At 61.0% G+C, this 20,589-nt stretch carries 17 protein-coding genes; 14 read left to right on the forward strand and 3 right to left on the reverse strand.

Translation table 11 applies throughout. The features are described 5' to 3' along the window. Window positions 1-46: 46 nt before the first annotated feature. The 4 genes from AC4FWB_RS15675 (at window position 47) to AC4FWB_RS15690 (ending at window position 4,439) form a co-directional block, all read left to right on the forward strand. Entirely contained in the window at window positions 47-253 is a 207-nt protein-coding gene (locus AC4FWB_RS15675; RefSeq protein ID WP_491027083.1) for a hypothetical protein, read from the forward strand. 4 nt (window positions 254-257) lie between these two features. Next, window positions 258-2,972 (forward strand): ABC transporter transmembrane domain-containing protein, encoded by a 2,715-nt coding sequence (locus tag AC4FWB_RS15680; RefSeq protein WP_491027084.1) that lies wholly within the window; start codon window positions 258-260, stop codon window positions 2,970-2,972. A gap of 38 nt (window positions 2,973-3,010) precedes the next feature. Further along, complete coding sequence (locus tag AC4FWB_RS15685; protein ID WP_491027085.1) at window positions 3,011-3,460, forward strand: cyclic nucleotide-binding domain-containing protein; 450 nt, start codon at window positions 3,011-3,013, stop codon at window positions 3,458-3,460. Between the two features lie 124 nt (window positions 3,461-3,584). Then, the gene (locus tag AC4FWB_RS15690) at window positions 3,585-4,439 is read left to right on the forward strand and encodes an MBL fold metallo-hydrolase (protein WP_491027086.1); all 855 of its coding nucleotides are present in this window, start codon (window positions 3,585-3,587) and stop codon (window positions 4,437-4,439) included. 51 nt (window positions 4,440-4,490) lie between these two features. Here AC4FWB_RS15690 and AC4FWB_RS15695 read toward each other — a convergent pair whose 3' ends face one another. Both AC4FWB_RS15695 and AC4FWB_RS15700 read right to left on the reverse strand, forming a co-directional pair. After that, window positions 4,491-5,261 carry a polysaccharide deacetylase family protein gene (locus AC4FWB_RS15695; RefSeq protein WP_491027087.1) on the reverse strand — a complete coding sequence of 257 codons (771 nt, stop codon included), beginning with the start codon at window positions 5,259-5,261 and terminating at the stop codon, window positions 4,491-4,493. Further along, window positions 5,258-6,346, reverse strand: a complete 1,089-nt coding sequence (locus tag AC4FWB_RS15700) for a glycosyltransferase family 4 protein (RefSeq protein ID WP_491027089.1) — start codon at window positions 6,344-6,346, stop codon at window positions 5,258-5,260. Before AC4FWB_RS15700 ends, AC4FWB_RS15695 begins: the two co-directional genes overlap by 4 nt. A gap of 74 nt (window positions 6,347-6,420) precedes the next feature. Between AC4FWB_RS15700 and AC4FWB_RS15705 the strand changes: the two genes are divergently transcribed. From AC4FWB_RS15705 to AC4FWB_RS15735, 7 genes are all read left to right on the forward strand, one after another. Next, window positions 6,421-7,599 (forward strand): DUF3095 domain-containing protein, encoded by a 1,179-nt coding sequence (locus AC4FWB_RS15705; RefSeq protein ID WP_491027091.1) that lies wholly within the window; start codon window positions 6,421-6,423, stop codon window positions 7,597-7,599. A gap of 369 nt (window positions 7,600-7,968) precedes the next feature. Next, the gene (locus AC4FWB_RS15710; protein ID WP_491027093.1) at window positions 7,969-9,309 is read left to right on the forward strand and encodes an adenylate/guanylate cyclase domain-containing protein; all 1,341 of its coding nucleotides are present in this window, start codon (window positions 7,969-7,971) and stop codon (window positions 9,307-9,309) included. Window positions 9,310-9,454: 145 nt separating this feature from the next. Next, complete coding sequence (locus tag AC4FWB_RS15715) at window positions 9,455-11,350, forward strand: ABC transporter ATP-binding protein (protein ID WP_491027094.1); 1,896 nt, start codon at window positions 9,455-9,457, stop codon at window positions 11,348-11,350. Next, window positions 11,347-13,245, forward strand: a complete 1,899-nt coding sequence (locus AC4FWB_RS15720) for an ABC transporter substrate-binding protein (RefSeq protein ID WP_491027096.1) — start codon at window positions 11,347-11,349, stop codon at window positions 13,243-13,245. The genes AC4FWB_RS15715 and AC4FWB_RS15720 overlap by 4 nt, the downstream gene beginning before the upstream one ends. 2 nt (window positions 13,246-13,247) lie before the next feature. Further along, complete coding sequence (locus AC4FWB_RS15725; RefSeq protein WP_491027098.1) at window positions 13,248-14,246, forward strand: ABC transporter permease; 999 nt, start codon at window positions 13,248-13,250, stop codon at window positions 14,244-14,246. Further along, window positions 14,243-15,424 carry an ABC transporter permease gene (locus AC4FWB_RS15730; protein ID WP_320302082.1) on the forward strand — a complete coding sequence of 394 codons (1,182 nt, stop codon included), beginning with the start codon at window positions 14,243-14,245 and terminating at the stop codon, window positions 15,422-15,424. The genes AC4FWB_RS15725 and AC4FWB_RS15730 overlap by 4 nt, the downstream gene beginning before the upstream one ends. 9 nt (window positions 15,425-15,433) lie before the next feature. Next, the gene (locus AC4FWB_RS15735) at window positions 15,434-15,913 is read left to right on the forward strand and encodes a class I SAM-dependent methyltransferase (RefSeq protein ID WP_491027099.1); all 480 of its coding nucleotides are present in this window, start codon (window positions 15,434-15,436) and stop codon (window positions 15,911-15,913) included. A 23-nt stretch (window positions 15,914-15,936) separates the two neighbouring features. Here AC4FWB_RS15735 and AC4FWB_RS15740 read toward each other — a convergent pair whose 3' ends face one another. Beyond that, a complete protein-coding gene (locus AC4FWB_RS15740) occupies window positions 15,937-17,355 on the reverse strand; it encodes an adenylate/guanylate cyclase domain-containing protein (protein WP_491027101.1) in 1,419 nt (472 codons plus the stop codon). Between AC4FWB_RS15740 and AC4FWB_RS15745 the strand changes: the two genes are divergently transcribed. The 3 genes from AC4FWB_RS15745 to AC4FWB_RS15755 all read left to right on the forward strand — a co-directional run bounded on the left by AC4FWB_RS15745 (window position 17,317) and on the right by AC4FWB_RS15755 (window position 20,573). Next, a complete protein-coding gene (locus AC4FWB_RS15745) occupies window positions 17,317-18,384 on the forward strand; it encodes a hypothetical protein (RefSeq protein ID WP_491027103.1) in 1,068 nt (355 codons plus the stop codon). The genes AC4FWB_RS15740 and AC4FWB_RS15745 overlap by 39 nt on opposite strands. Before the next feature lie 75 nt (window positions 18,385-18,459). After that, the gene (locus AC4FWB_RS15750) at window positions 18,460-18,984 is read left to right on the forward strand and encodes a GNAT family N-acetyltransferase (protein WP_491027104.1); all 525 of its coding nucleotides are present in this window, start codon (window positions 18,460-18,462) and stop codon (window positions 18,982-18,984) included. Between the two features lie 203 nt (window positions 18,985-19,187). Then, window positions 19,188-20,573 carry a hypothetical protein gene (locus AC4FWB_RS15755; protein WP_491027105.1) on the forward strand — a complete coding sequence of 462 codons (1,386 nt, stop codon included), beginning with the start codon at window positions 19,188-19,190 and terminating at the stop codon, window positions 20,571-20,573. Window positions 20,574-20,589: the final 16 nt, after the last annotated feature.

The raw sequence follows: 20,589 nt of genomic DNA on the forward strand, positions 1-20,589 counted from the left end.
ACGCAATCTTGCCTCCGGCAAGGCTGTTTGATTCGCGGACATGACTATGCTGCAAGCCGCTTCGCCATTGCCCGGTGCCGGAGAGAGCCGCTTGCATCTGTCCGGATCATCGGCGTCCATCGACCGGCACCAGCCGCGCAGCAGCGGCCTCGTGCTGCTCGGTTATCCGCCTGTGGTTGGCGACGAAGAAATTGCCGGTACGGCATTCGCCGGCAGGTGCTTTTTACAACCTGCTTCCTTCCAACTGAAATAGTCGCATGGAACCCAGCCTAGCCCGCTATATCTGGACGCACACCAAGAAGCAGCAGCTCTGGATATTGACGATCGTCCTGCTTTCGATGATCCCGTATTTCATGTCCTTCGACCTGCCGAAGCTGATCGTCAACGGCCCGATCCAAGGTAAGGGCTTCGAGCAGCCGGGCGCGACCCAGTCATTCATGAGGCTACACTATAACCTGCCGTTCATTGGCGAGGTGCAGTTCTTCTCCGGTGTTCAGCTCGACCGCACGGCGACGCTGTTTGCCCTCAGCGTTGTGTTCCTCTTGCTAGTCATCATCAACGGCCTGTTCAAATTCTACATCAACACATACAAGGGCCGCCTCGGCGAACGCATGCTGCGGCGTATCCGCTTCGATCTGGTCGATCGTGTGCTGCGATTTCCGCCGATTTATTTCAAGCGGGTGAAATCCGCCGAAGTGGCGACCATGGTGAAGGACGAGGTGGAGCCGCTTGGTGGCTTCATTGGCGATGCCTTCCTGCAGCCGGTGCTGCTCGGCGGCCAGGCGCTGACGGCCATGCTGTTCATCATGGTCCAGAACTTCTGGCTCGGAATGATAGCGGTTGTGATCGTGGCGATCCAGATCGTGCTCATCCCGCGAATGCGGCGGCGACTGATCGTGCTCGGGCGCAGACGGCAGTTGACGGCGCGCGCGCTTTCGGGCCGGGTTGGCGAAATCGTCGACGGCATCGGCGCGGTTCACGTCCACGATACATCAAACTACGAGCGCGCCGACATAGCTGCACGGCTAGGGCTCATCTTCAAGATCCGCTTCGATCTTTACCAATGGAAATTCATGGTGAAGTTCCTCAACAATTTTCTCGCGCAGCTCACGCCCTTTCTATTCTACATGATCGGCGGATACCTGGTCATCCAGGGGCGGCTGGACGTCGGCCAGCTCGTGGCCGTGATCGGCGCCTACAAGGACCTGCCCGGACCGATGAAGGAACTGATCGACTGGGATCAGGATCGGCAGGATGTCCAGGTCAAGTATCAGCAGGTCGTTGAGCAGTTCACCGTCGAGGGTCTCATCGCGCCGAGAATCGGGGCATTGACGATCGACGATCCCGATCCGATGACCAACCCGCTGTCGGCGATCAGTCTATCCATAGCTGACGATGGCGGTGCAATGCTCCTCGACCGTATCTCCCTCCAGGTCAAGCCGGGTGAGACTGTGGCGCTGGTCAGTACCGCAACAGGCGGAGCGGAGGCGCTTGCGGAAGCCTTCGCGCGGCTGAACTGGCCGACCAGCGGAAGGGTCGCTTCCGGCGCCGACGACCTGCTTGAACTCCCGGAAGCCGTGACCGGCCGGCGCATGTCCTATGCCTCGTCGGATGTTTTCCTGTTCCAGGCAAGCCTGCGCGACAACCTGCTCTACGGATTGAAGCATGCGCCCTTGACATCGGTGCCCTATGACGGTGCCGCGGCAGAGCAGCAGCGCTGGAACATCGACGAGGCGCGCCGGTCGGGCAATCCCGATCTTGATATCCACAGCGACTGGATCAACTATGCCTCCGCCGGCGCTACTGGCCCGCACGACCTCTTTGAAGCCGTGCGTCGGGTGCTCGACGCGGTTGTTCTGTCACGCGACATCCTGGATCTCGGCTTGCGCTCTTCGGCCGACCTCACGCGTCACACGGAGCTTGCCAGACGGATCGTCGAACTGCGTGCCGCGCTGCGAACCCGGCTGGAACGCGAAGGGCTGAGCGAACTGGTGGTTCCTTTCGAACCGGGCGCCTACAATAAGGAAGCAACGATCGGCCAAAACCTGCTCTTCGGCGCCGCCGCCGGCCCCGAGCTGGCCGACAGGGCTCTCGCGGCCAATCCGTATTTTGCTTCTGTGCTGGGGCAAGCCGGCCTCGACCGCACGCTCTACGAAATGGGCATGGAGATCGCCGAACAGGCGATCGAGCTGTTTGCCGACCTGCCGCCCGATCACCAGTTCTTCCAGCAACTCACCTTCATGAGCGCCGAGGAGATACCCGCCTACGAAACCTTGCTGCAACGGCTCAAGAACCGTCCGTACGAGGCGGTTTCGGAGAACGATCGCGCCATGATCGTCACCCTGAGCTTTGCCTATATCGAGCCCCGGCACCGCTTCGGCCTGCTCAGCGACGAGTTGATGAGCAAGATCGTCGCTGCACGCAACCGGTTCTATGAAAATCTGCCGGCCGAGCTGCAAAATGCGATCGAACGGTATGATCCTGCCAAATACATTGCCGCTGCCACCGTGATGGATAATGTTCTGTTCGGGCGTGTGGGCAACAACCATCCCGACGCGCCGGACCGCATTCGGTCCATCGTCTATGACATTGTTGACGAATTGGGGCTTTATGCCGAACTTCTGGATGTCGGCCTGGACTTCAACGTCGGCGCCGGCGGCAGACGGCTGACGGGTGGACAGCGACAGAAGCTCGATGTTGCCCGGGCCCTGCTAAAGCGTCCCGATTTTCTCATTCTCAACCGCCCGCTGTCGGCGCTCGACCAGCGCATGCAGGATAAGGTGCTGCGAAACGTACTCGAGGAAGCCAGACGCGACAGCCATTCGCCGGCAATTGTGTGGGCCGTGACGAATCCGGCAATGGGAATGATGTTCGATCGCGTCATCGTCTTCGATTCGGGTCAATTGGTGGAAGACGGAACACACGAGACACTTTTGGCCGGGAACGGTATCTTCAAGGAACTGTTGTCGTAGTCTAGTCTGGCAAACGCGAGTTTTTGAGGTTTGCGACCATGCTGCTCAAGGATGAAGTTGGAATGCTGCAACGCGTTCCCTTGTTCTCCGGCATCGAGCCGACAAAGCTCAAGCTGCTTGCGTTCACATCCGATCGCGTGAGCTACAGCGCCGGCCAGATCCTTTTCCGGCAGGGCGACGAGGGAGACGCCGCCTATGTCATCCTTTCAGGCAGGGCGGATATTCTGGTAGATTCCGACAGCGGACCGATAAAAGTTGCCGAATTGCTGCCAAATTCGATTGTTGGCGAGATCGCCATACTGTGCAACAGCTCCCGCACCGCCACCGTCAGAGCGGCAAGTCCGCTGGAAGCCTTGAGAATCCGCAAGGATCATTTTCTGAGGCTTATGAAGGAGTTCCCGGAAATGACCATCGAGATATTGCGGGTTCTTGCCGATCGCCTGAGCCATACGACCGCGGACCTAATCGACGCACGAATCGCCAAATAAGGAATGACTCGCGCCGTCGTGATGGCAATGGCCTCTTGCTGAGAAGATCATCCGGAGAAAAAGCTGCCTCGCCTAGCAGCAGTTGTTTGGCTACGATCGGCGACGGGGACTGCGAAGGGCTGGTATGGACGACGACGTTTTCCTGGTCAGATTTTGGGGCGTGCGCGGCAGCATTTCGATATCGGGGCCAGAATTCGCTCGCTATGGCGGCAACACAATCTGCATCGAGATGCGATGCGGCAAGCATACGCTTTTGTTCGACGCGGGCTCTGGCATACGGCCTGCCGGCTGGGCGCTTCGGGCGTCGGGCGTGAACGATTTCGACCTGCTTTTCACCCATTGCCATTACGATCACATCATCGGGCTGCCGGCTTTTGCGCCGATCTATGACCGGAGCGTCAAGGTTACGCTCTGGTCCGGGCATCTCGCAGGACGCATGACGACCCGGCAGATGGTCGATGAGTTCATGCGGCCGCCGTGGTTTCCGGTGACGATGGATGTCTGCAAGGCAAGCCTCGACTGCCGCGATTTCGTATCCGGAGACGTGCTTCGGCCGCGCGAAGGGGTGGTGGTCCGAACCGGCAGTCTTACCCACCCGGGCGGCTGCATAGGCTACCGGGTCGAATGGGGCGGCCGCGTCGTGGCGGTGATCACGGACACCGAACACGAGCCGGACAAACTCGATCAGGTGGTGCTCGGCCTGATCGAAGATGCCGACCTCGTCATTTACGATTGCACCAACACCGAGGAGGAAATGGAACGCCGCCGTGGTAACGGGCACTCGACATGGCAGCAGGGCATCAAGCTCTGCGAGGCTGCCGGCGCGCGGGGGCTTGCGCTGTTTCACCACGATCCGACACGCACCGACGAGGAACTGGACGAGATCGAGAAACTGGCCAAAGACAGGTTTGCCGGCGCTTTTGCCGCGCGGGATGGCCAGACGCTCAAATTTCCAGTCTCATTGCACAAAAAGCGCTGAGCTATTTGCCTCTACCTCCTTGTTTTGACGCAATTCCGGACGGAAAACCGCTCACACTTTTCCTGGAATTGCTCTACCGGCGCTGCGCCCGATCAATGTCCTGATCGGAAGCCATGCGCAGACTTCAGTCCGTGCGGTGACTGCGAACAGCCGTTCGAGGAAAAGCCAGGCCGATTCATCATGCACGAGATGGTGGGTGAGCAGGCCGACCGGCTCTCCGCCGTCGTGCCGCAATTGCGCGATGATAGCCTGAACCAACTGGTCATGACCGCGGCAGCCGCGCGTGCCATGCCAATCCATGATGTCGACATTGCTGTTGATGACCGCCAGCGAAGCGGGTTTCGGCGGTCCGTAGACCGACAATGCCGCAAATCCTATCGATCCAAGGTCGGATACCAAGCCGGCGTCGATCCTGTTCCAGGGTGGCACCAGCATCGGAACGGCACGTGCGCCGTGCAGGCCGGTTATGTGCGACAGCCCGCGAGCCAGATCATAGAGCACCGCCTCGCGCGGCCGGTGCGCGCCGAGCTCCTGCTTTTTCTGGTCCTCGGGCGCATGATTTCGGTGCGCCCAGCCATGAATGGCGACCGTCGCATGCGGAGCCTCGTCAAGCCGCGCGACAAGCTTCTCATCGGTCAGGGCCGGAATGACGGCCAGAGTGACCGGAACCGCGAATTCACCGGTGAGGTCGAGCAGTCGATCAAGCGCAGGCGTCGGATCCACGGCGTCGTCGTCGCGCAGCCAGAACTCTGCCTTACGGCCCGCCCGTTGCCGGCACGCCAGTTCTTCCACCAGGGGCTGCCAGATCTGATCGGATGTCATGAAACCGGGATTTTCGCCAGAAGTTCGGCCAGACGCGCCACTGCAGCACCGAGGGAACGTTCTTCGAGGATGAAACGTCTGGCTTCCGCGGCCATGATGGTTCTTTCGTCGTTACCGGCCAGAAGCCTTTCAATGGCGGAAGCGAACGCCGCCACATCGCCTGGCGGGGTGAGAAACCCGGTCCGGCCATGCCGCACGACCTCCGGAACGCCGGCGATGTCCTGAGCCACCACCGGAAGGCCGGCGGCCTGCGCTTCAAGATAGGCAACGCCATAGGCCTCGCCGCAACCCGGCCAGACGTAAATTCCCCCACTGTAGAGGACATCCGGCACGGCGGCCGGCTCGATCGCGCCGAGCCATTCGATACGGTCGGCGGGCAAGCCGGCGAATTGCGCTTTGACCTCGTCGCGGGCCGGCCCGTCCCCGACAACCGACATGGCCCAGGGCAGATGGCCGATCGAACCGAGCGCTTGCGCCAGCATGCGATAGCTTTCGGCTTTGTCGCCCGGGCGCATCATGGCGACGGTAACGAGGCGCGTCGGACAACCCCGTGCCGGCGTTTCCTGGAACGGCGATGTGTCGATGAAGGGCGAAAGCATACCGAGAGCGGCGTCGGGAATCGCGTCTGTCAGTCCCTGACGATCCCTTTGCGTGAAGCAGATGTTCAGCGCCGCCTGTTCGACGGCCCGCATCACCAACGCTTGCGTATCGGCCCACAAACCGGCGTTGCGCCGCCTCGAATAGGAGGCTTCCGCAGTCACATAGGGGACAGCAAAGGCCGACGCCAGCTCGGGCCCGATCAGGTCGGGCGCCTTGTAATAGGGATGATAGCAGAACCAGAGATCGGGCTTGCCGTCACGATCCCAAAGCTTGGTCAACCGCGCGGCTTCCTCTCGGGCCGCGATCTTGAGCGCATCGAAACTTTTCGATTCCGGTTCGCGTAGATAGAAGCGCAATTCGGATGCCAGTTCGACGCTATGCCCTCCATGCTCCAGCGCCTTGATCAGCATCCGTGCCATCTGGCGGTCGCCGGAGGCAACGGGATCGTTGGGCGACTTCAGCGGCGCGTAGAAGGCAATTCGCATCGCCAGACCCTATCATCGGAAAGCCTGCGCAAGTCAATTTCGAAGCATGATCGCCATCACCTTCAAGCAGTGGAATGTGCTATCTGATGTTCATGGATACAGCTGCCGCGTCGGACCCGTTTGTCGCTTCTTTGCCGGTCTTCGCAAAGTTCGAAAGCGTTGCCGATATCGATAACTATCGTCCCCTCCCGGATGGCTGGGCGCTGGCCACCGCCGACATCGTCGGCTCGACCAAGGCGATCGGGGCTGGGCGCTATAAAACCGTCAATATGGCCGGCGCCAGCGTCATTTCGGCGCTGCTCAATGCGCTGGGTCGGCAGGATCTCCCCTTTGTCTTCGGCGGCGACGGCGCGCTCGTGGCGTTTCCGGGCTCGGCGCTGGAGATCACCCGCAACGCGCTGGCGGCTGTGCAGAGATGGGTGGCGGACGAACTGGACCTGACCTTGCGCGCCGCGATCGTGCCGATAGAGGATATAAGAGCGCAAGGCCTCGACGTTCGGGTGGCAAGGTTCCGGGCCTCCGAAGCGGTCTTCTATGCCATGTTCGCCGGCGGTGGCGGCCATTGGGCGGAAGCCGAGATGAAAGCGGGCCGCTACCGCATCGATCCGGCGCCGGCCGGCGTACGGCCGGATTTGACAGGTCTCTCCTGCCGCTGGAGCCCGATCGAAGCCCGGCATGGCGAAATCGTCTCGATTATCGCCGTACCGGGCGCGTTGCGCGACTTGCGCGGTTTTCAGTCTCTGGTTTCCGACATCATCGCCCTTGCCGGCAGGCAAGAACGCGATGGCCATCCGGTGCCGGTGAACGGGCCGGCCTACAGTTTTTCGCTCGCCGGCTTCGATCTCGAGGCGAGGGCCGTGGCGCCGGCAGGACGGCGGTGGCTGTCGAAGCTGTGGATATTGTTCCTGCTGACGCTTGCGGCTGTCACCGATCGATTTGGCTGGACGATCGGTCGGTTCGATCCGAGGATCTACAAACGCGACGTGGCCAGCAATTCGGATTTCCGGAAATTCGACGACGGCTTGAAGATGACCATCGATGTTGACGCGGATGTGTTGCAACGGATCGAAAACCGGCTGAAACAGGCGGAAGAGGCGGGCATCTGCAGCTATGGCCTGCACCGCCAGAGATCGGCCTTGATGACATGCCTCGTCGCCTCGCCGTTGCAGCGCGATCATATTCATTTCATCGATGGCGCCGCCGGCGGCTATGCGATGGCCGCCGCAAGCCTGAAGGCGAAGGCACCGGTCTGATGAAGGCTTGCAAGGCGGAATTCGACGATCCGCATGTTACCGAGATCCCGACCACTCGGGAGGATATGACGATCAAGAGGCGCCGCTCGGTGGTGAAGGCCTGACGGCGTCTGAGCCGGTGATTTTTTTGCCCGATGTCAGGATTGTGGTTGCACTCCGCCGGCAGCCTCGCCACTTAACGTGCCAGGAGATAGATGCAGTTAGGCCTGTTCCATGGCCGCAGGGACAATCATCCGAGAAAATTCTTCGCTGCTTTTGCCGCCAAGCCGGCCTCGTTGACTTCGGGGTTCCTATCTTTGGGTCGTTGGCGGACTGTGTTATGGCGGATCAAAGGATAATGGCTCGGTCTTCGATGGGTTTCGAGATAGCATGAGCACAGCGCAAGCAGAAATTTCCACCATTCTCATGGATAAGGTTGCCGATTGGCTGACCCAATCGGCGCTGGCGGGCAACGACCTGGAAACATTGGTAAAGGGCTTTTGCGAACGGCTGGCGGCTGCCGGCCTGCCGCTGAAGCGGGTGCATCTGAGCTTTTCGATGCTTCATCCGCTTTATGACGCGCTAGGCTTCACCTGGTTTCGCGGCCAGGACATGGAAGTGGAAGGCTTCCGCAAAAAGGGCGGCGCGCCGTCTGACAGGTTCCTGACCAGCCCATACTACCATCTGCTCAGCAACAAGCTCGACCATCTGCGGCGTCGGTTCGACCCGTCGGTGCCGTCGGAGTTTCCTGTTTTCGATGACCTCAGGCTTATGGGCGTCACCGATTACCTGGCTTTCGTCCATCCTTTCGGCGGCAACACCAGTCGGGGCATGATGGGGTCCTGGTCCACCGACAGCGCCGCAGGCTTCAGCGACAGCATGATTTCGGCGCTGCTGCGCATCCAGAACCATCTCGCTATCGCAACCAAGATGGCGGTGCTCACCAAGCTCGCCGACAACATGATGACCACATATCTCGGCGGCGACGCCGGCAGGCGCGTGCTGGACGGCCAGATCAGGCGCGGCGAGGGCGATACAATCCGGGCCGCACTGGTCATGGCCGACATGCGCGGGTCGTCAAGGCTTGCCGAAACCTCCGGCCGCGAAATCTATATCGATACGCTGAACCAGTTTTTCGACGCCGTTGCCGCACCTTTCAATCGCGAAGGCGGGCAGATCATGAGTTTCATCGGGGATGGCTTCATTGCCGTCTACCCTTGCGAAAGGCACCGCTCGCAGTCCGAGACCGCCTGCCAGGCTGCTCTTGCTGCAGCGCACAAGGCCACCGCGCGCATGATGGATCTCAATCTGCGCAGAAAGGAGCAGGGGTTGTCCGACATAAACTTCGGTATCGGCCTGCATGTCGGCAATGTGATGTTCGGCAATGTCGGGCTTACCGATCGGCTCACATTCTCTGTCTTCGGCTCGGCTGTAAACGAGGTCCAGCGCCTCCAGACCCTGACCAAGAAATATCCGCACAGCGTTCTCGCCAGCAAAGATTTCGCCGACTATTGCGGCGCCAACAGCTGGCTGACGCTCGGCAAGGAGGAACTGGTAGGCATCAAGCAGAAGCTGACAGTGCTCTCACCCGATCTGTCGGCTGCTCTCGCAGTCGATGAGGACGGTGCGCTGGAGCCGATTTACGACCGAATGTCGGACGCCGAGCAGGTCATGCTGCTTCATCGCGATGCCGCGCGGCTGTCGGAGGGCGACCCGAGGAAGCTTCAGTAACCGCCACGATCGGATCCGAACGCCTTGGCAGGCCGTCCGGCCGTCGGTTATGCTGCCGACGGCCGTTTCGAATCCAAGTTGCTCTAGGCTGGTAATGCGCTAGTCTCGCTTTTCTGGGACCTGCCAGAGTGGGGCTGGTGTGAGAATGAATTCGGGCGTTGATCTGCTGCGGATCGAGGACGTTGGCATCTCTTTTGCCATTATCGGGGGACCGTTGCATGCCGTCAGGCGCGCAAATCTTCGCGTCCTGCCCGGCAAGGTTACCGCGCTTGTGGGCGAGTCAGGTTCCGGAAAATCGGTCCTCAGCCAGGCGGTGATGGGCATATTGCCAAGCTCAGCCCATGTTCGCGGCCGTATCCTGTTTTCCGATCCTGAAAAGCCCGGCACGACGCAGGATATCCTGCAGATGCCGCGTGATGGACCCGAAATCCGGGCTTTGAGAGGCAGCCGCATCGGCAAGATCTTTCAAGAGCCGATGACATCGCTGTCGCCACTGCACACGATCGGCGACCAGGTTAGCGAATCCCTGCAGATTCATACGCCTATGGCTCGGGCGGAGCGCAGGGCGCGGACTGAGGAAATGCTCAGCCTTGTCGGCTTTCCCAATCCCAAGCGCGCCTATCACATGTATCCCTTTGAACTTTCGGGAGGACTGCGTCAGCGCGCCATGATCGCCATGGCGCTTATCTGCCGGCCGGCCCTGTTGATCGCCGACGAGCCGACGACGGCGTTGGACGTCACCATCCAGGCGCAAATCCTGCAATTGCTGCGTGGGCTTCAGACCAAGCTGAACATGGCGATGCTGCTGATCACGCACGACCTCGGCGTGGTCGCCAATGTCGCCGACGAGGTGGTGGTCATCTACCATGGCGAGATCATGGAAGCGGGACCTGTCGAGGCGATATTCCGCCGGCCAGGCCACCCGTACCTGAAAGGCCTGATGGCAGCCGTTCCGCATTTCGACCTGAAGCCTGGCGAAAGGCTGAAGGCGCTCCGTGATGTGCCGGTGAATGTCGGGAACCTGCTCGGCAAGCAGACGGCGCCGGCATCGAAGGGACCGGACGATATCCTGCTGTCGGTCAGAGATCTGAAAAAGGTCTTCACCATCCACAAGTCCGGATGGTTCGGCGGGGATCATCAAACCACTGTTCGCGCCGTGGACGGCGTGAGCTTCGATATCAGGCGGGGCGAGTGCCTGGGCCTGGTCGGCGAAAGCGGCTCCGGCAAAACCACCGTCAGCAAGATCCTCATGCGGGCTGTCACCCCTAATGGCGGCTCTGTGATCTTCAACGGCCGCGATGGAGCGATCGACGTCTTGCAAGGCGAGGGAGACGCCCTGCGCATGCTGCGCGCAAAAATCCAGATGGTCTTCCAGGATCCGGTTTCATCGCTTTCGCCTCGCATGACGGTCGAGAACATCTTGAGCGAGCCGCTGGAAATCCATCAACGTGGCAACGCCGCGTCCCGGCTGGCCACAGTCAAGAGCCTGATGCAGGCAATCGGGCTCGATCCGCGCTTCATCAAGCGCTATCCGCACAGTTTCTCCGGCGGACAGCGTCAGCGTATCGGCATCGCGCGCGCGTTGGCGCTCGGACCTGAACTCCTGATCTGCGACGAGCCGGTTTCGGCGCTCGATGTCTCTGTCCAGGCGCAGATCCTGAACCTCCTGAAGGACCTGCAGAAGGAACTGGGCCTGACCTATCTGTTCATATCCCACAACCTGGCGGTGGTGGACTACATGGCAGACCGCATCGCGGTGATGTGCGGCGGGCGTATCGTCGAGCTTGCGCCGCGCGAAATTCTGCTCAGGAAACCGGTCCACCCCTACACGCGCTCACTGGTCGCCGCAGTGCCTTTCCCCGACCTCGACAGGCCGATGGATTTCAAGACGCTGAAGCTCAGCGGCGCTTCCGACACCAGCGCATGGGGACCGCAATTCCGCGACGAGGGCGATGAGGACACGCTGTCGCCGCTCGATCTTGGCGGCGGCCACCTCGTGCTGGCCCGACGTTCGGCCGATGTCAGCGAGCTACGCCATTGATCAGCCGGCGCACAGTCCTTGGCTTCATGGCTTCGGCATTTCTGCCGGGCACGTTGCGCGCCGGCGATCTGGAGCCGGAATTTCTTCAGCCGCAGCTGAAGGCCAGGGCGCTGCCGGCACTCGCCGAACGCCTGCCCAAGAGCCCGCGGGCGTTGAATCTCGCTGCGATGGGCCGGCAGCCCGGCCAGTATGGCGGCACGCTGCGCACGATCATCGGCAGCCAGAAAGATATCCGGATGATGACGATCTACGGGTATGCTCGCCTGGTCGGCTATGACGAAAAGCTCAACATGCAGCCCGACATTCTCGAAAGTTTCGACGTAGCGGATGATCGCGTCTTCACTTTCAAGATACGGGAAGGACACAAATGGTCCGACGGCAGCCTGCTGACGCCGGAGGATTTTCGCTATTGCTGGGAAGATGTCTGGCTCAACGATGAGCTTTCGCAAGGCGGGCTCGCCCCGGCCCTGCTGGCGGACGGAAAGCCGCCACGCTTCGAGATCGTCGATCCTTTGACGGTCCGTTATAGCTGGGATGCGCCCAATCCCGACTTCCTGCCCAAGCTCGCTGCTGCTTCGCCGCTATCGCTTGTTCTGCCGGCCGCCTATCTCAAGCAGTTCCACAAAAAATACCAGGATCCATTCCGGCTCGCCGGTTTGATGAAGGAGAACCGGGTCCAGAAATGGACGCTCATGCATATCCGCATGTCGCGGCAGTATCGCCCGGAGAACCCGGATCTGCCGACGCTCGATCCCTGGCAGAACCGGACCAAGCCGCCGGCTGAGCAGTTCGTCTTCGAGCGGAACCCGTTCTTTCATCGAGTAGACGAGAATGGCCGGCAATTGCCCTATGTCGACCGGATCGTCATGAATGTCAGCTCGTCGGCGATCATTTCCGCCAAGACCGGCGCGGGTGAGAGCGACCTGCAATGCATGGGAATCGACTTCAGCGATTACGCCTTCCTGAAGGACGCGGAGAAGCGCTACCCGGTGAAGATGCATCTCTGGAAGCGTACACAGGGTTCGCGGCTGGCGCTGCTGCCCAATCTGAATTGTGCCGACCAGGTATGGCGTGGCCTTCTCCGTGACGTGCGCATGCGCCGCGCACTTTCGCTCGCTGTGGACAGGCGCGAGATCAATCTGGCCGTGTTCTACGGATTGGCGCAGGAAAGTGCCGATACGGTCCTGCCGGAGAGCCCGCTCTACCGGCCGGAATTCGCGAAAGCCTGGGTCGCCCATGATCCGGACCAGGCCAATGCCCTGCTCGACGAGGTCGGGCTTCAGTCGCGTGACGATGACGGCCTGCGGATACTTCCCGACGGACGCCCGGCGCAGATCGTGGTGGAAACGGCCGGCGAAAGCACGCTGGAAACCGACGCGCTCGAACTCATCACCGATCACTGGCGCCAGATCGGCATCGCCCTGTTCATCCGGACTTCGCAGCGCGATATCTTCCGCAGCCGCGCGCTTGGCGGCCAGATCATGATGTCGATGTGGTCGGGCATCGACAATGGCGTGCCGACCGCCGACATGAACCCGTACCAACTGGCCCCCACCATCGACGACCAACTGCAATGGCCGCTCTGGGGCGCTCACTACCTGTCGCATGGCACGGTCGGTGAGGCGCCCGATCTTCCGCCCGTGGTCGAGTTGATGGCTTTGCTCAAGCGCTGGAACGCATCGACCGAAGCCACGGAGCGCGCCGAAATCTGGAATTCAATGCTATCGATCTACACCGATCAGGTGTTTTCGATCGGCACGGTGAACGGAACCTATCAGCCGGTCCTGGCATCCTCGCGGCTGCGCAATCTGCCTGACAAGGCGCTCTACGGCTACGACCCGACTGCCTATTTCGGTGTCTACATGCCGGATACATTCTGGCTTGGAGAGTCCTGAGCGTGCTTCGATATATTGTCTGGCGCATCGCTGTTATGGTTCCAACGCTGCTGATCATATCGGCGCTGGTGTTCACGATCATCGAACTTCCCCCGGGCGACTACTTCGACAGCTATGTCGCCGAGCTTCGGGCCCAGGGCGAAGCGGTGGATTCCGATCGCATCGAGATGATGCGCAAGGAATATGGCTTCGACAAGCCGCCGGTCATTCGCTACTTCTTCTGGGTCGGCGGGATGCTGCACGGCGATTTCGGCTATTCCTTCGAATATGAGCTGCCGGTTCGCGACGTCATCGGGGACCGAATGTGGCTGACCGTGATGGTTTCCTTCGTCACCATCGTCTTCACTTGGCTCATCGCCTTTCCGATCGGCATGTACTCCGCCACGCATCAATACAGCTGGGGCGACTACGGCCTGACTTTCTTCGGCCTTCTCGGGCTTGCCATTCCGAACTTCATGCTGGCGCTGATTCTGATGTATTTCGCCAACATGTGGTTCGGCACGTCCATCGGCCATCTCATGGATCAGCAATATCTCGGCGAGCCGATGAGCTGGGCCAAGGCAAAGTCGATCCTCGCCCATCTCTGGATCCCGGTCTTGATCATCGGCACCGGCGGCACGGCAAGCATGATCCGGAGGCTGCGCGCCAATCTGCTCGACGAGCTTCACAAGCAATATGTCGTGACGGCTCGCGCCAAGGGCCTTCATCCCTTCAGGGCGCTGGTCAAATATCCGCTGCGCATGGCGCTCAATTTCTTCATTTCGGATATTGGCTCTATCCTGCCGGCCATCATCTCCGGCGCCGAAATCACGGCGATCGTGCTGTCTTTGGAAACGACCGGACCGATGCTGATCAAGGCGCTGCAAAGCCAGGACATGTATCTGGCAGGGTCGTTCCTGATGTTCCTCGCCTTCCTGACGGTCATCGGCGTCCTGATTTCCGACCTGGCGCTGGCGCTGCTTGATCCGCGAATTCGATTGCAGGGCGGCAGCACCAAATGAACACACAATCGCCGCTGCCCGCGCCGGGCGCCCCGCTGCAACACTACGTTTCCATCGCGCCCTTTGACCTGCAGTCGGTCGAGGCGATGACGCCGGAGCAGTCGAAGGTCTTTCAGGCGTCGCAGTTGCGGCTGATGTGGTGGAAATTCCGACGGCACCGGCTGGCTTTCATATCCGGCATATTCCTGGCAGCGCTTTATTTCGGGATACTGATCTGCGAGTGGCTGGCGCCCTACAATCTACACACGCGCAACATGGACTACATCTATGCGCCGCCGCAGCGGGTGCACCTGTTCCACAACGGCCAGTTCGTCGGGCCGTTCGTCTATGGCCGCCAGATGATGCTGGATATGGACACGCTCAAGCGTAACTACGTCGACAAACAGGATGACGTTCAGCGGATCCGTTTCTTCTGCAAGGGCGACAGCTACCGGTTCTGGGGCCTGATCGAAGGTGACAGGCATTTTGTCTGCCCTGCCGAAAACGGCCAGCTCTTTCTGGCCGGCACCGACAGGCTGGGGCGCGATGTGCTGTCGCGCATCATCTATGGCGCACGCATTTCGCTGACAATCGGCCTCGTCGGCATCAGTTTCAGCTTCCTGCTCGGCATAGTCATCGGAGGACTGGCCGGCTATCACGGCGGTATCTTCGACCTGATCGTTCAACGGATAATCGAAGTTCTGCAATCGATCCCCAGCATTCCGCTATGGATGACCCTGGCGGCGATCATGCCCATAACCTGGAGTCCGATTCTGATCTATTTCGGCATCACCGTCATTCTCGGGCTGCTCGACTGGACCGGACTGGCGCGGGCCGTGCGTTCAAAGCTTCTAGCCTTGCGCGAGGAGGATTACGTTCTGGCCGCGCAATTGATGGGTGCCAGCAGCAGCCGCATTATCCGTCGGCACCTCATTCCCGGCTTCATGTCGCATCTGATCGCGGCGGCGACGATCTCCATACCCGGCATGATCCTGGGCGAGACGGCGCTGAGCTTCCTCGGGCTCGGCCTGCGGGCGCCGATAACCAGCTGGGGCATCCTGCTCACCGAGGCCCGCAGCGTCAGCGTGATCGCGTTCTATCCATGGCTGCTTTTGCCGATCCTCCCCGTCATTCTCGTCATCCTGGCGTTCAACTTCCTCGGCGACGGCTTGCGTGACGCCGCAGACCCCTACAAGTGAGAATCGCATATGAGTCGCCTCGATAGTTTCATCCGCAGGATGACGGCACAGCGCGACATTCTCGATCAAGTCTGCGTAGAAGTGGCGAAGATGGAGGGGCCGGTGATCGAACTCGGCCTCGGCAATGGACGGACGTTCCACCATCTGCGCGAGCGCCTGCCCGGACGCCGGATCGTGGCGTTCGACCGCGCACTTGCCGCGCACGCCAGCTCAATTCCCGAAGCTGAAAACCTCGTGCTCGGCGAAATACGCGAGACGGCGACCAGGTTCATTGGCATCGATGCCGCTCTTGTTCACGCCGACATCGGCACCGGTTATGAAGATCGCGATGCGGTGACCGCTACCTGGCTTCCCGATCTGACCGCGCGCCTGCTTCGTGTCGGCGGCATCGCGGTCAGCGGCACGCCGCTCGATCACCCGCGGCTGCAACGCCTCCCGCCGCCGCCCTCGGTGCCCGCCGATCGTTATTTTATCTGCAGGCGCGTGTGAGAGGCCGAAACAACCCCAAGACTTCAGGGGATGGTATAGACTGCTATCTCCCGATCAATACCACGCAGCGAGACTTCGTGGGGCACGGGCGTCAGCGCGTTCCTGTGCAACAGGTCGGCGGTGAGATTGTCGTCGATCACCGCACGAGTGGCGAAGATCGCCTGTGGGTTGGCAAGGTTCTGGACCCGCGAAGCAATATTGACCGTCTGGCCGAAATAGTCCTGCCGCTCGTTCATAGACACCGCGATGCAGGGGCCGGCATGGACTCCGATCTTGAGCAGCAGATCCTCGCGGCCGCTCTTGTCGTTGAGCGCACGCATGGCATCGCGCATCCTGAGGGCCGCAGCAATCGCACGATCGGGCGTCGGGAAGGTCGCCATCACCGCATCGCCGATCGTCTTCACCACCGCGCCTGCCTCCGCCGCGACGATCTCGTGCAGAACCTGGAAATGCATGCGCACGAGATCGAAGGCTGAAAGGTCGCCCACCCGCTCGTAAAGCTCGGTCGATCCGCGCAGGTCGGTGAACAGGAAGGTCAGGCTGGTGATCTTCAGGCGCTGGTTGATGTCGAGCGTATCCGTGCGATAGAGATCGCGGAACGTCTGGTTGGTGAGCAGGCGCTTGGCGGTCAGGAAGGGCCGGCGTTTGCCCAGCAGATCATGCAATTCGTGGCCGGCAATGAAGACCGCCGGCAGCACGCGGGTGTCGGTCCTGTTTTCCAGCGAAATGCGCAACGGGCCAGGTTGCATCTCCAGCGTCTGGCTCTGGATATGGTCGCGGTCGAAAACCAAAGAGAGGCTTCGGCGCTCTTTTGTTGGCTCGCCCTTCACGTCGATGAACTGCACTGAATGGGTGACCGGCTCGAATACGATGATGAATTCGGACGGAAGCTGTATGGGCAGAACCGCCCTTTCACCGGGCGCAAGCTCGATATCCTCCAGCGAGAACGCTTCCATCGTCTTCGCGAAATCTTCTTCTTCCGGCAGATCGACGCCGGACGCCCAGTAGATCTGGCGGAAATATTCCACCAACGGCAGTTCGTGTGGATTGTGCGCGGCAATCCTGCGCACGCGGGGACTGACGGTGAATGTCACCTCGACCATCTCGTCGAGGGTCGGCGAATAGTCCTCGGAGCACAGCGCGCAGGTGTACTCGTCCTTCTGCAGGGTTTTCAGCGTGGCATTGGTGTCGAGCACGCCGCCGCAGCCGGGGCATAGAACATTCCAGGAAATGTCGAAGATGCCCACGCGCGCCGCATGGAGAAAGGCGCTTATGGTGCGTTCCTCGTCGAGGCCATGCTTGCTGGCGAAGGCTGGCGCATTGATGCGGCAAAGTTCGCGGTCCTTGCCCTCCGCGATGGTTCGCCTGATCGCGTCGATTGCCTGTGGATCGACATCGGTCGATTGCTGCAGAAGCGAGAACAGATCCTGAGCTTCGTTCATCGTGCAGGCTCCGGAAAATGCACCCCCGAGGCGTGTCGACCGGACCGGTCTTCGGTCCGACCGCTCCATCTTACTTCGAAACGGACCGTACGGCCATTCGAATGGACAGGTCTGGTGACAGTTCAATTTCCGTTCGCCGGATTTTCACCGGCCGCAAGCGGCATTATGATAATCCATAGGGCATTCATCTTTGGGACTTTTCCCATGTCGACACCCGACAACCCACCATTTCCCGCGGCCCTGCGGCTTTTCTCGGCGGTTGTCATCATCGTCCTGATCGTAGGCGCCGGCCTGTTTTTCGCGCCTGTGCTGGTCAAGCCGCGCTGGCCCTGGGCCGTCACGCCGTTCAATGCCCGCTTCCTCGGCGGCTTCTACACCGCCGAAATGGTCGTGATGGCGGCGCTGCTGGTCTGGAATCGCTGGTCGCCCGGCAGGCTCGTGCTCGTTATGGCCTTCATCTTCACCGTTATCGTGTCGGCGGCTTCGTTCATCAATCTCGGCTATTTCAACTTCGAGCGCAAAGCGCCCTGGCTCTGGTTTTTGGTCTATCTTGCTTCGGTCGCCGTATCCGGGCTGTTCCTGTGGCGGGCCAGGGCCCGTCCTTCTGCAAAAGGCGTGGCCTTAAATTCCGCATGGCGCGGCTACATGGCGGTGGAATCGGCGATCCTTGGGCTCTATGGCGTCGGCCTGCTGCTCTTTCCCCTGACATTCGGCGGCTTCTGGCCATGGCCGGTCGATGGCTTCCACGCTCAGGTCTACAGCGCCATTTTCCTCGCCGGTGCCGGCGGCATATATCTCGTCTGGAAAAGCGCGCCGCGCGAGGAACTGCTGGTGCTCGGCTTGGCGCAGTTTCTGGTTGGCCTGCTAGCCATCCTTGGCCTCGCCCTCACCGACGCTGCGGTGCACCGGATCGACTGGAGGGCGACCGGGACATTGTGCTGGCTCGTCCTTTTCGGCTGGATCGGCATCAGCGGCGTCTTCAAACTCTACGCCGCCTCCCGCTATTTTAGCTCGCAACCGGCGTCATAGGTTGCAGAGACGACTGGATTTTCAGGTGCCGTCCGGTGCATCGTGCCGGGCCGATTGCTCTCGCCGGGGAACGCCATGACCAGCACGACCTCGCCGTCCTCCGCGAAAATCCAGCCGCAGCTCCGGTCCGTCCGGCCAAGCGACGCGGAAGCGCTTTGCGCCATCTTCAACATGCCGGGCTTCCGCCGGGGCACGCTCAGGATGCCTTTCGAGATGGTGGAGCAGGTGGAGCGACGCATCGCCAAGTCCGGCCAGGAGACCACCTGGATCGTTGCCGAGTTGGACGGCAAGGTCGTCGGCCATGGCAGGCTGGTCGCGCAGGATTCACCGCGCCGTTCGCATATCGGCGAGATCAATATCGGCCTTGACGATGCCTTTGTCGGCAAGGGTATCGGCTCTGCCATACTTAGCGCGCTGCTTGACGTGGCCGACAACTGGCGCGCCCTGAAGCGGGTTGAATTGACCGTCTATGCCGACAACGAACCCGCCATCCGTCTCTACACAAGCCACGGCTTCGAGGTCGAAGGCCGGCATGTGAAGGCCGGTTTTACTGACGGGCAGTACCACGACCTCCTGAGCATGGCACGGCTGCGGTTCTGAGATCCGCTGTTGGGCCCGACTGTTTAGCTGACTAACAGTTCGTGCCGAGACCGCGAACAGGTGATTGCTGGAGAACTCCGTTGGATACGGTCAATTTCATCTCACACCATCCGGATCGAATTGACGATCTGTGTATGGCCCGCCGCATCCAGCAAGTCTGGTCTCCCTTGGCGTTTGCACGGCAAAGCGGCTAGACGGGACCAATGACCGACGGAGTTGACCCTATCCCTGCGCCTCCGGTGGAAATTCTGGCTGTGCTGTCGCTGCTCTGCCCGGAAGTCGTGCGTGACATCGAGCAGAACTGGAATGCACCGGTTTCCGACTACGCCCGCCATCTGTGGCGGCCGGTGGCAAGGCCTGCGTCGGGCCCCGCGATCGCTGCCCGCTCGATCCTGCGCGAGGTCCTGCATCAGCGCCTCGGTGTGATCATGCAGCCTGAAGAGATCGGCAAGGCCCTCGAAGAATTCGAGCACAGACCGGTGATTCAGGCCGGCCTGCACTGCCTGCTTCTGATGGACCGGATCACCTTCGATGCCCTCCTGCTTGCCTGGCTCGGCGCGGTCGAAAACGGGCTGTCGGCCTTCTTCGGCTTCATGGGAACGACGATGACCATGGAGACAATTGGCCGGGAGGGGCCGGGATGGCTCGATGTCGGCGACGACAAGGTCAACCTGTTTGGCATGGGGCGCCACAAACTGTGCCGCAAAAGTGCCTGCGCGGCCGGTCCCGTCACCCTCAACAAGCGCGCGCTCGAAGCGGTGGGCGACGAAACGGATGCCAGCCGCTGGCTGGGCACGCTGCTTGCCAGCCAGGACAAGGTGTTTGGAACCGCCGCCGATGCGCTGACAGCCCTCAACGAAGATCTGGTCGCCGATTGGGATCGTTCCGGCACGGTTCTGCCGGTTTTCATCGATGATCGGCTCGCCGCGGCTGCCATGGCGCGGCATCTGGAATATGACGGCAGCCTTCTTTCCAGGCTGCTCATCGAGCCCGCAAGGCGCCAGCGTCTCGAACGTGCCTTGCAAGAGGCCGCATCGGGGCCATTTGGCAGATTCCTGCCCGATGCCACGGCCTATTTCTGGGGCATCCGCGAGGAGCGGGTGCGCAAGCTCGTCGTCGAGAACGGGTACCTGATCGAGCCTGACAGGCCGCATGGTCTTTCCATCCCGTTCGAGCGGCTGCATCTCAAGCAGGCGCTGCTGGACGGCGTGCTGCTGCCGAACTTGTTCCTGATGTTCCTCGTCCTCGCAATATTGCCGCGCGTGCGGGTTGTGGGCGGCTTGAGACAGATTGGCTATGTGGCGCTTTTCCACTCGATCCTGCTGGCTGTGCTGGACGAAAACGCACCGGAAGAGCGCGATCTGGCCGCGGAGCTGCAAGTTCGGGAAAATGCCTGGGGCATGCGGGTCATCGATGAAAAGATCTCGGTCCGCGCGCAGCTTGCCGGTCTGCCGGAAGGGGCGCTCTTCCCGGACCTGCTCCGGCAATATCGTTTGCGGACATTTGCCGAGACGACCGACGGCCTGAAACTGGTTCGCGAGGACTCCCGATGGCGCAAGATCGGCCAGGCAGAGATCAAGCCGACCTGAGCCTCACGCCTCACCT

The sequence above is a fragment of the Mesorhizobium sp. LEGMi-168a genome, from assembly GCF_058312955.1.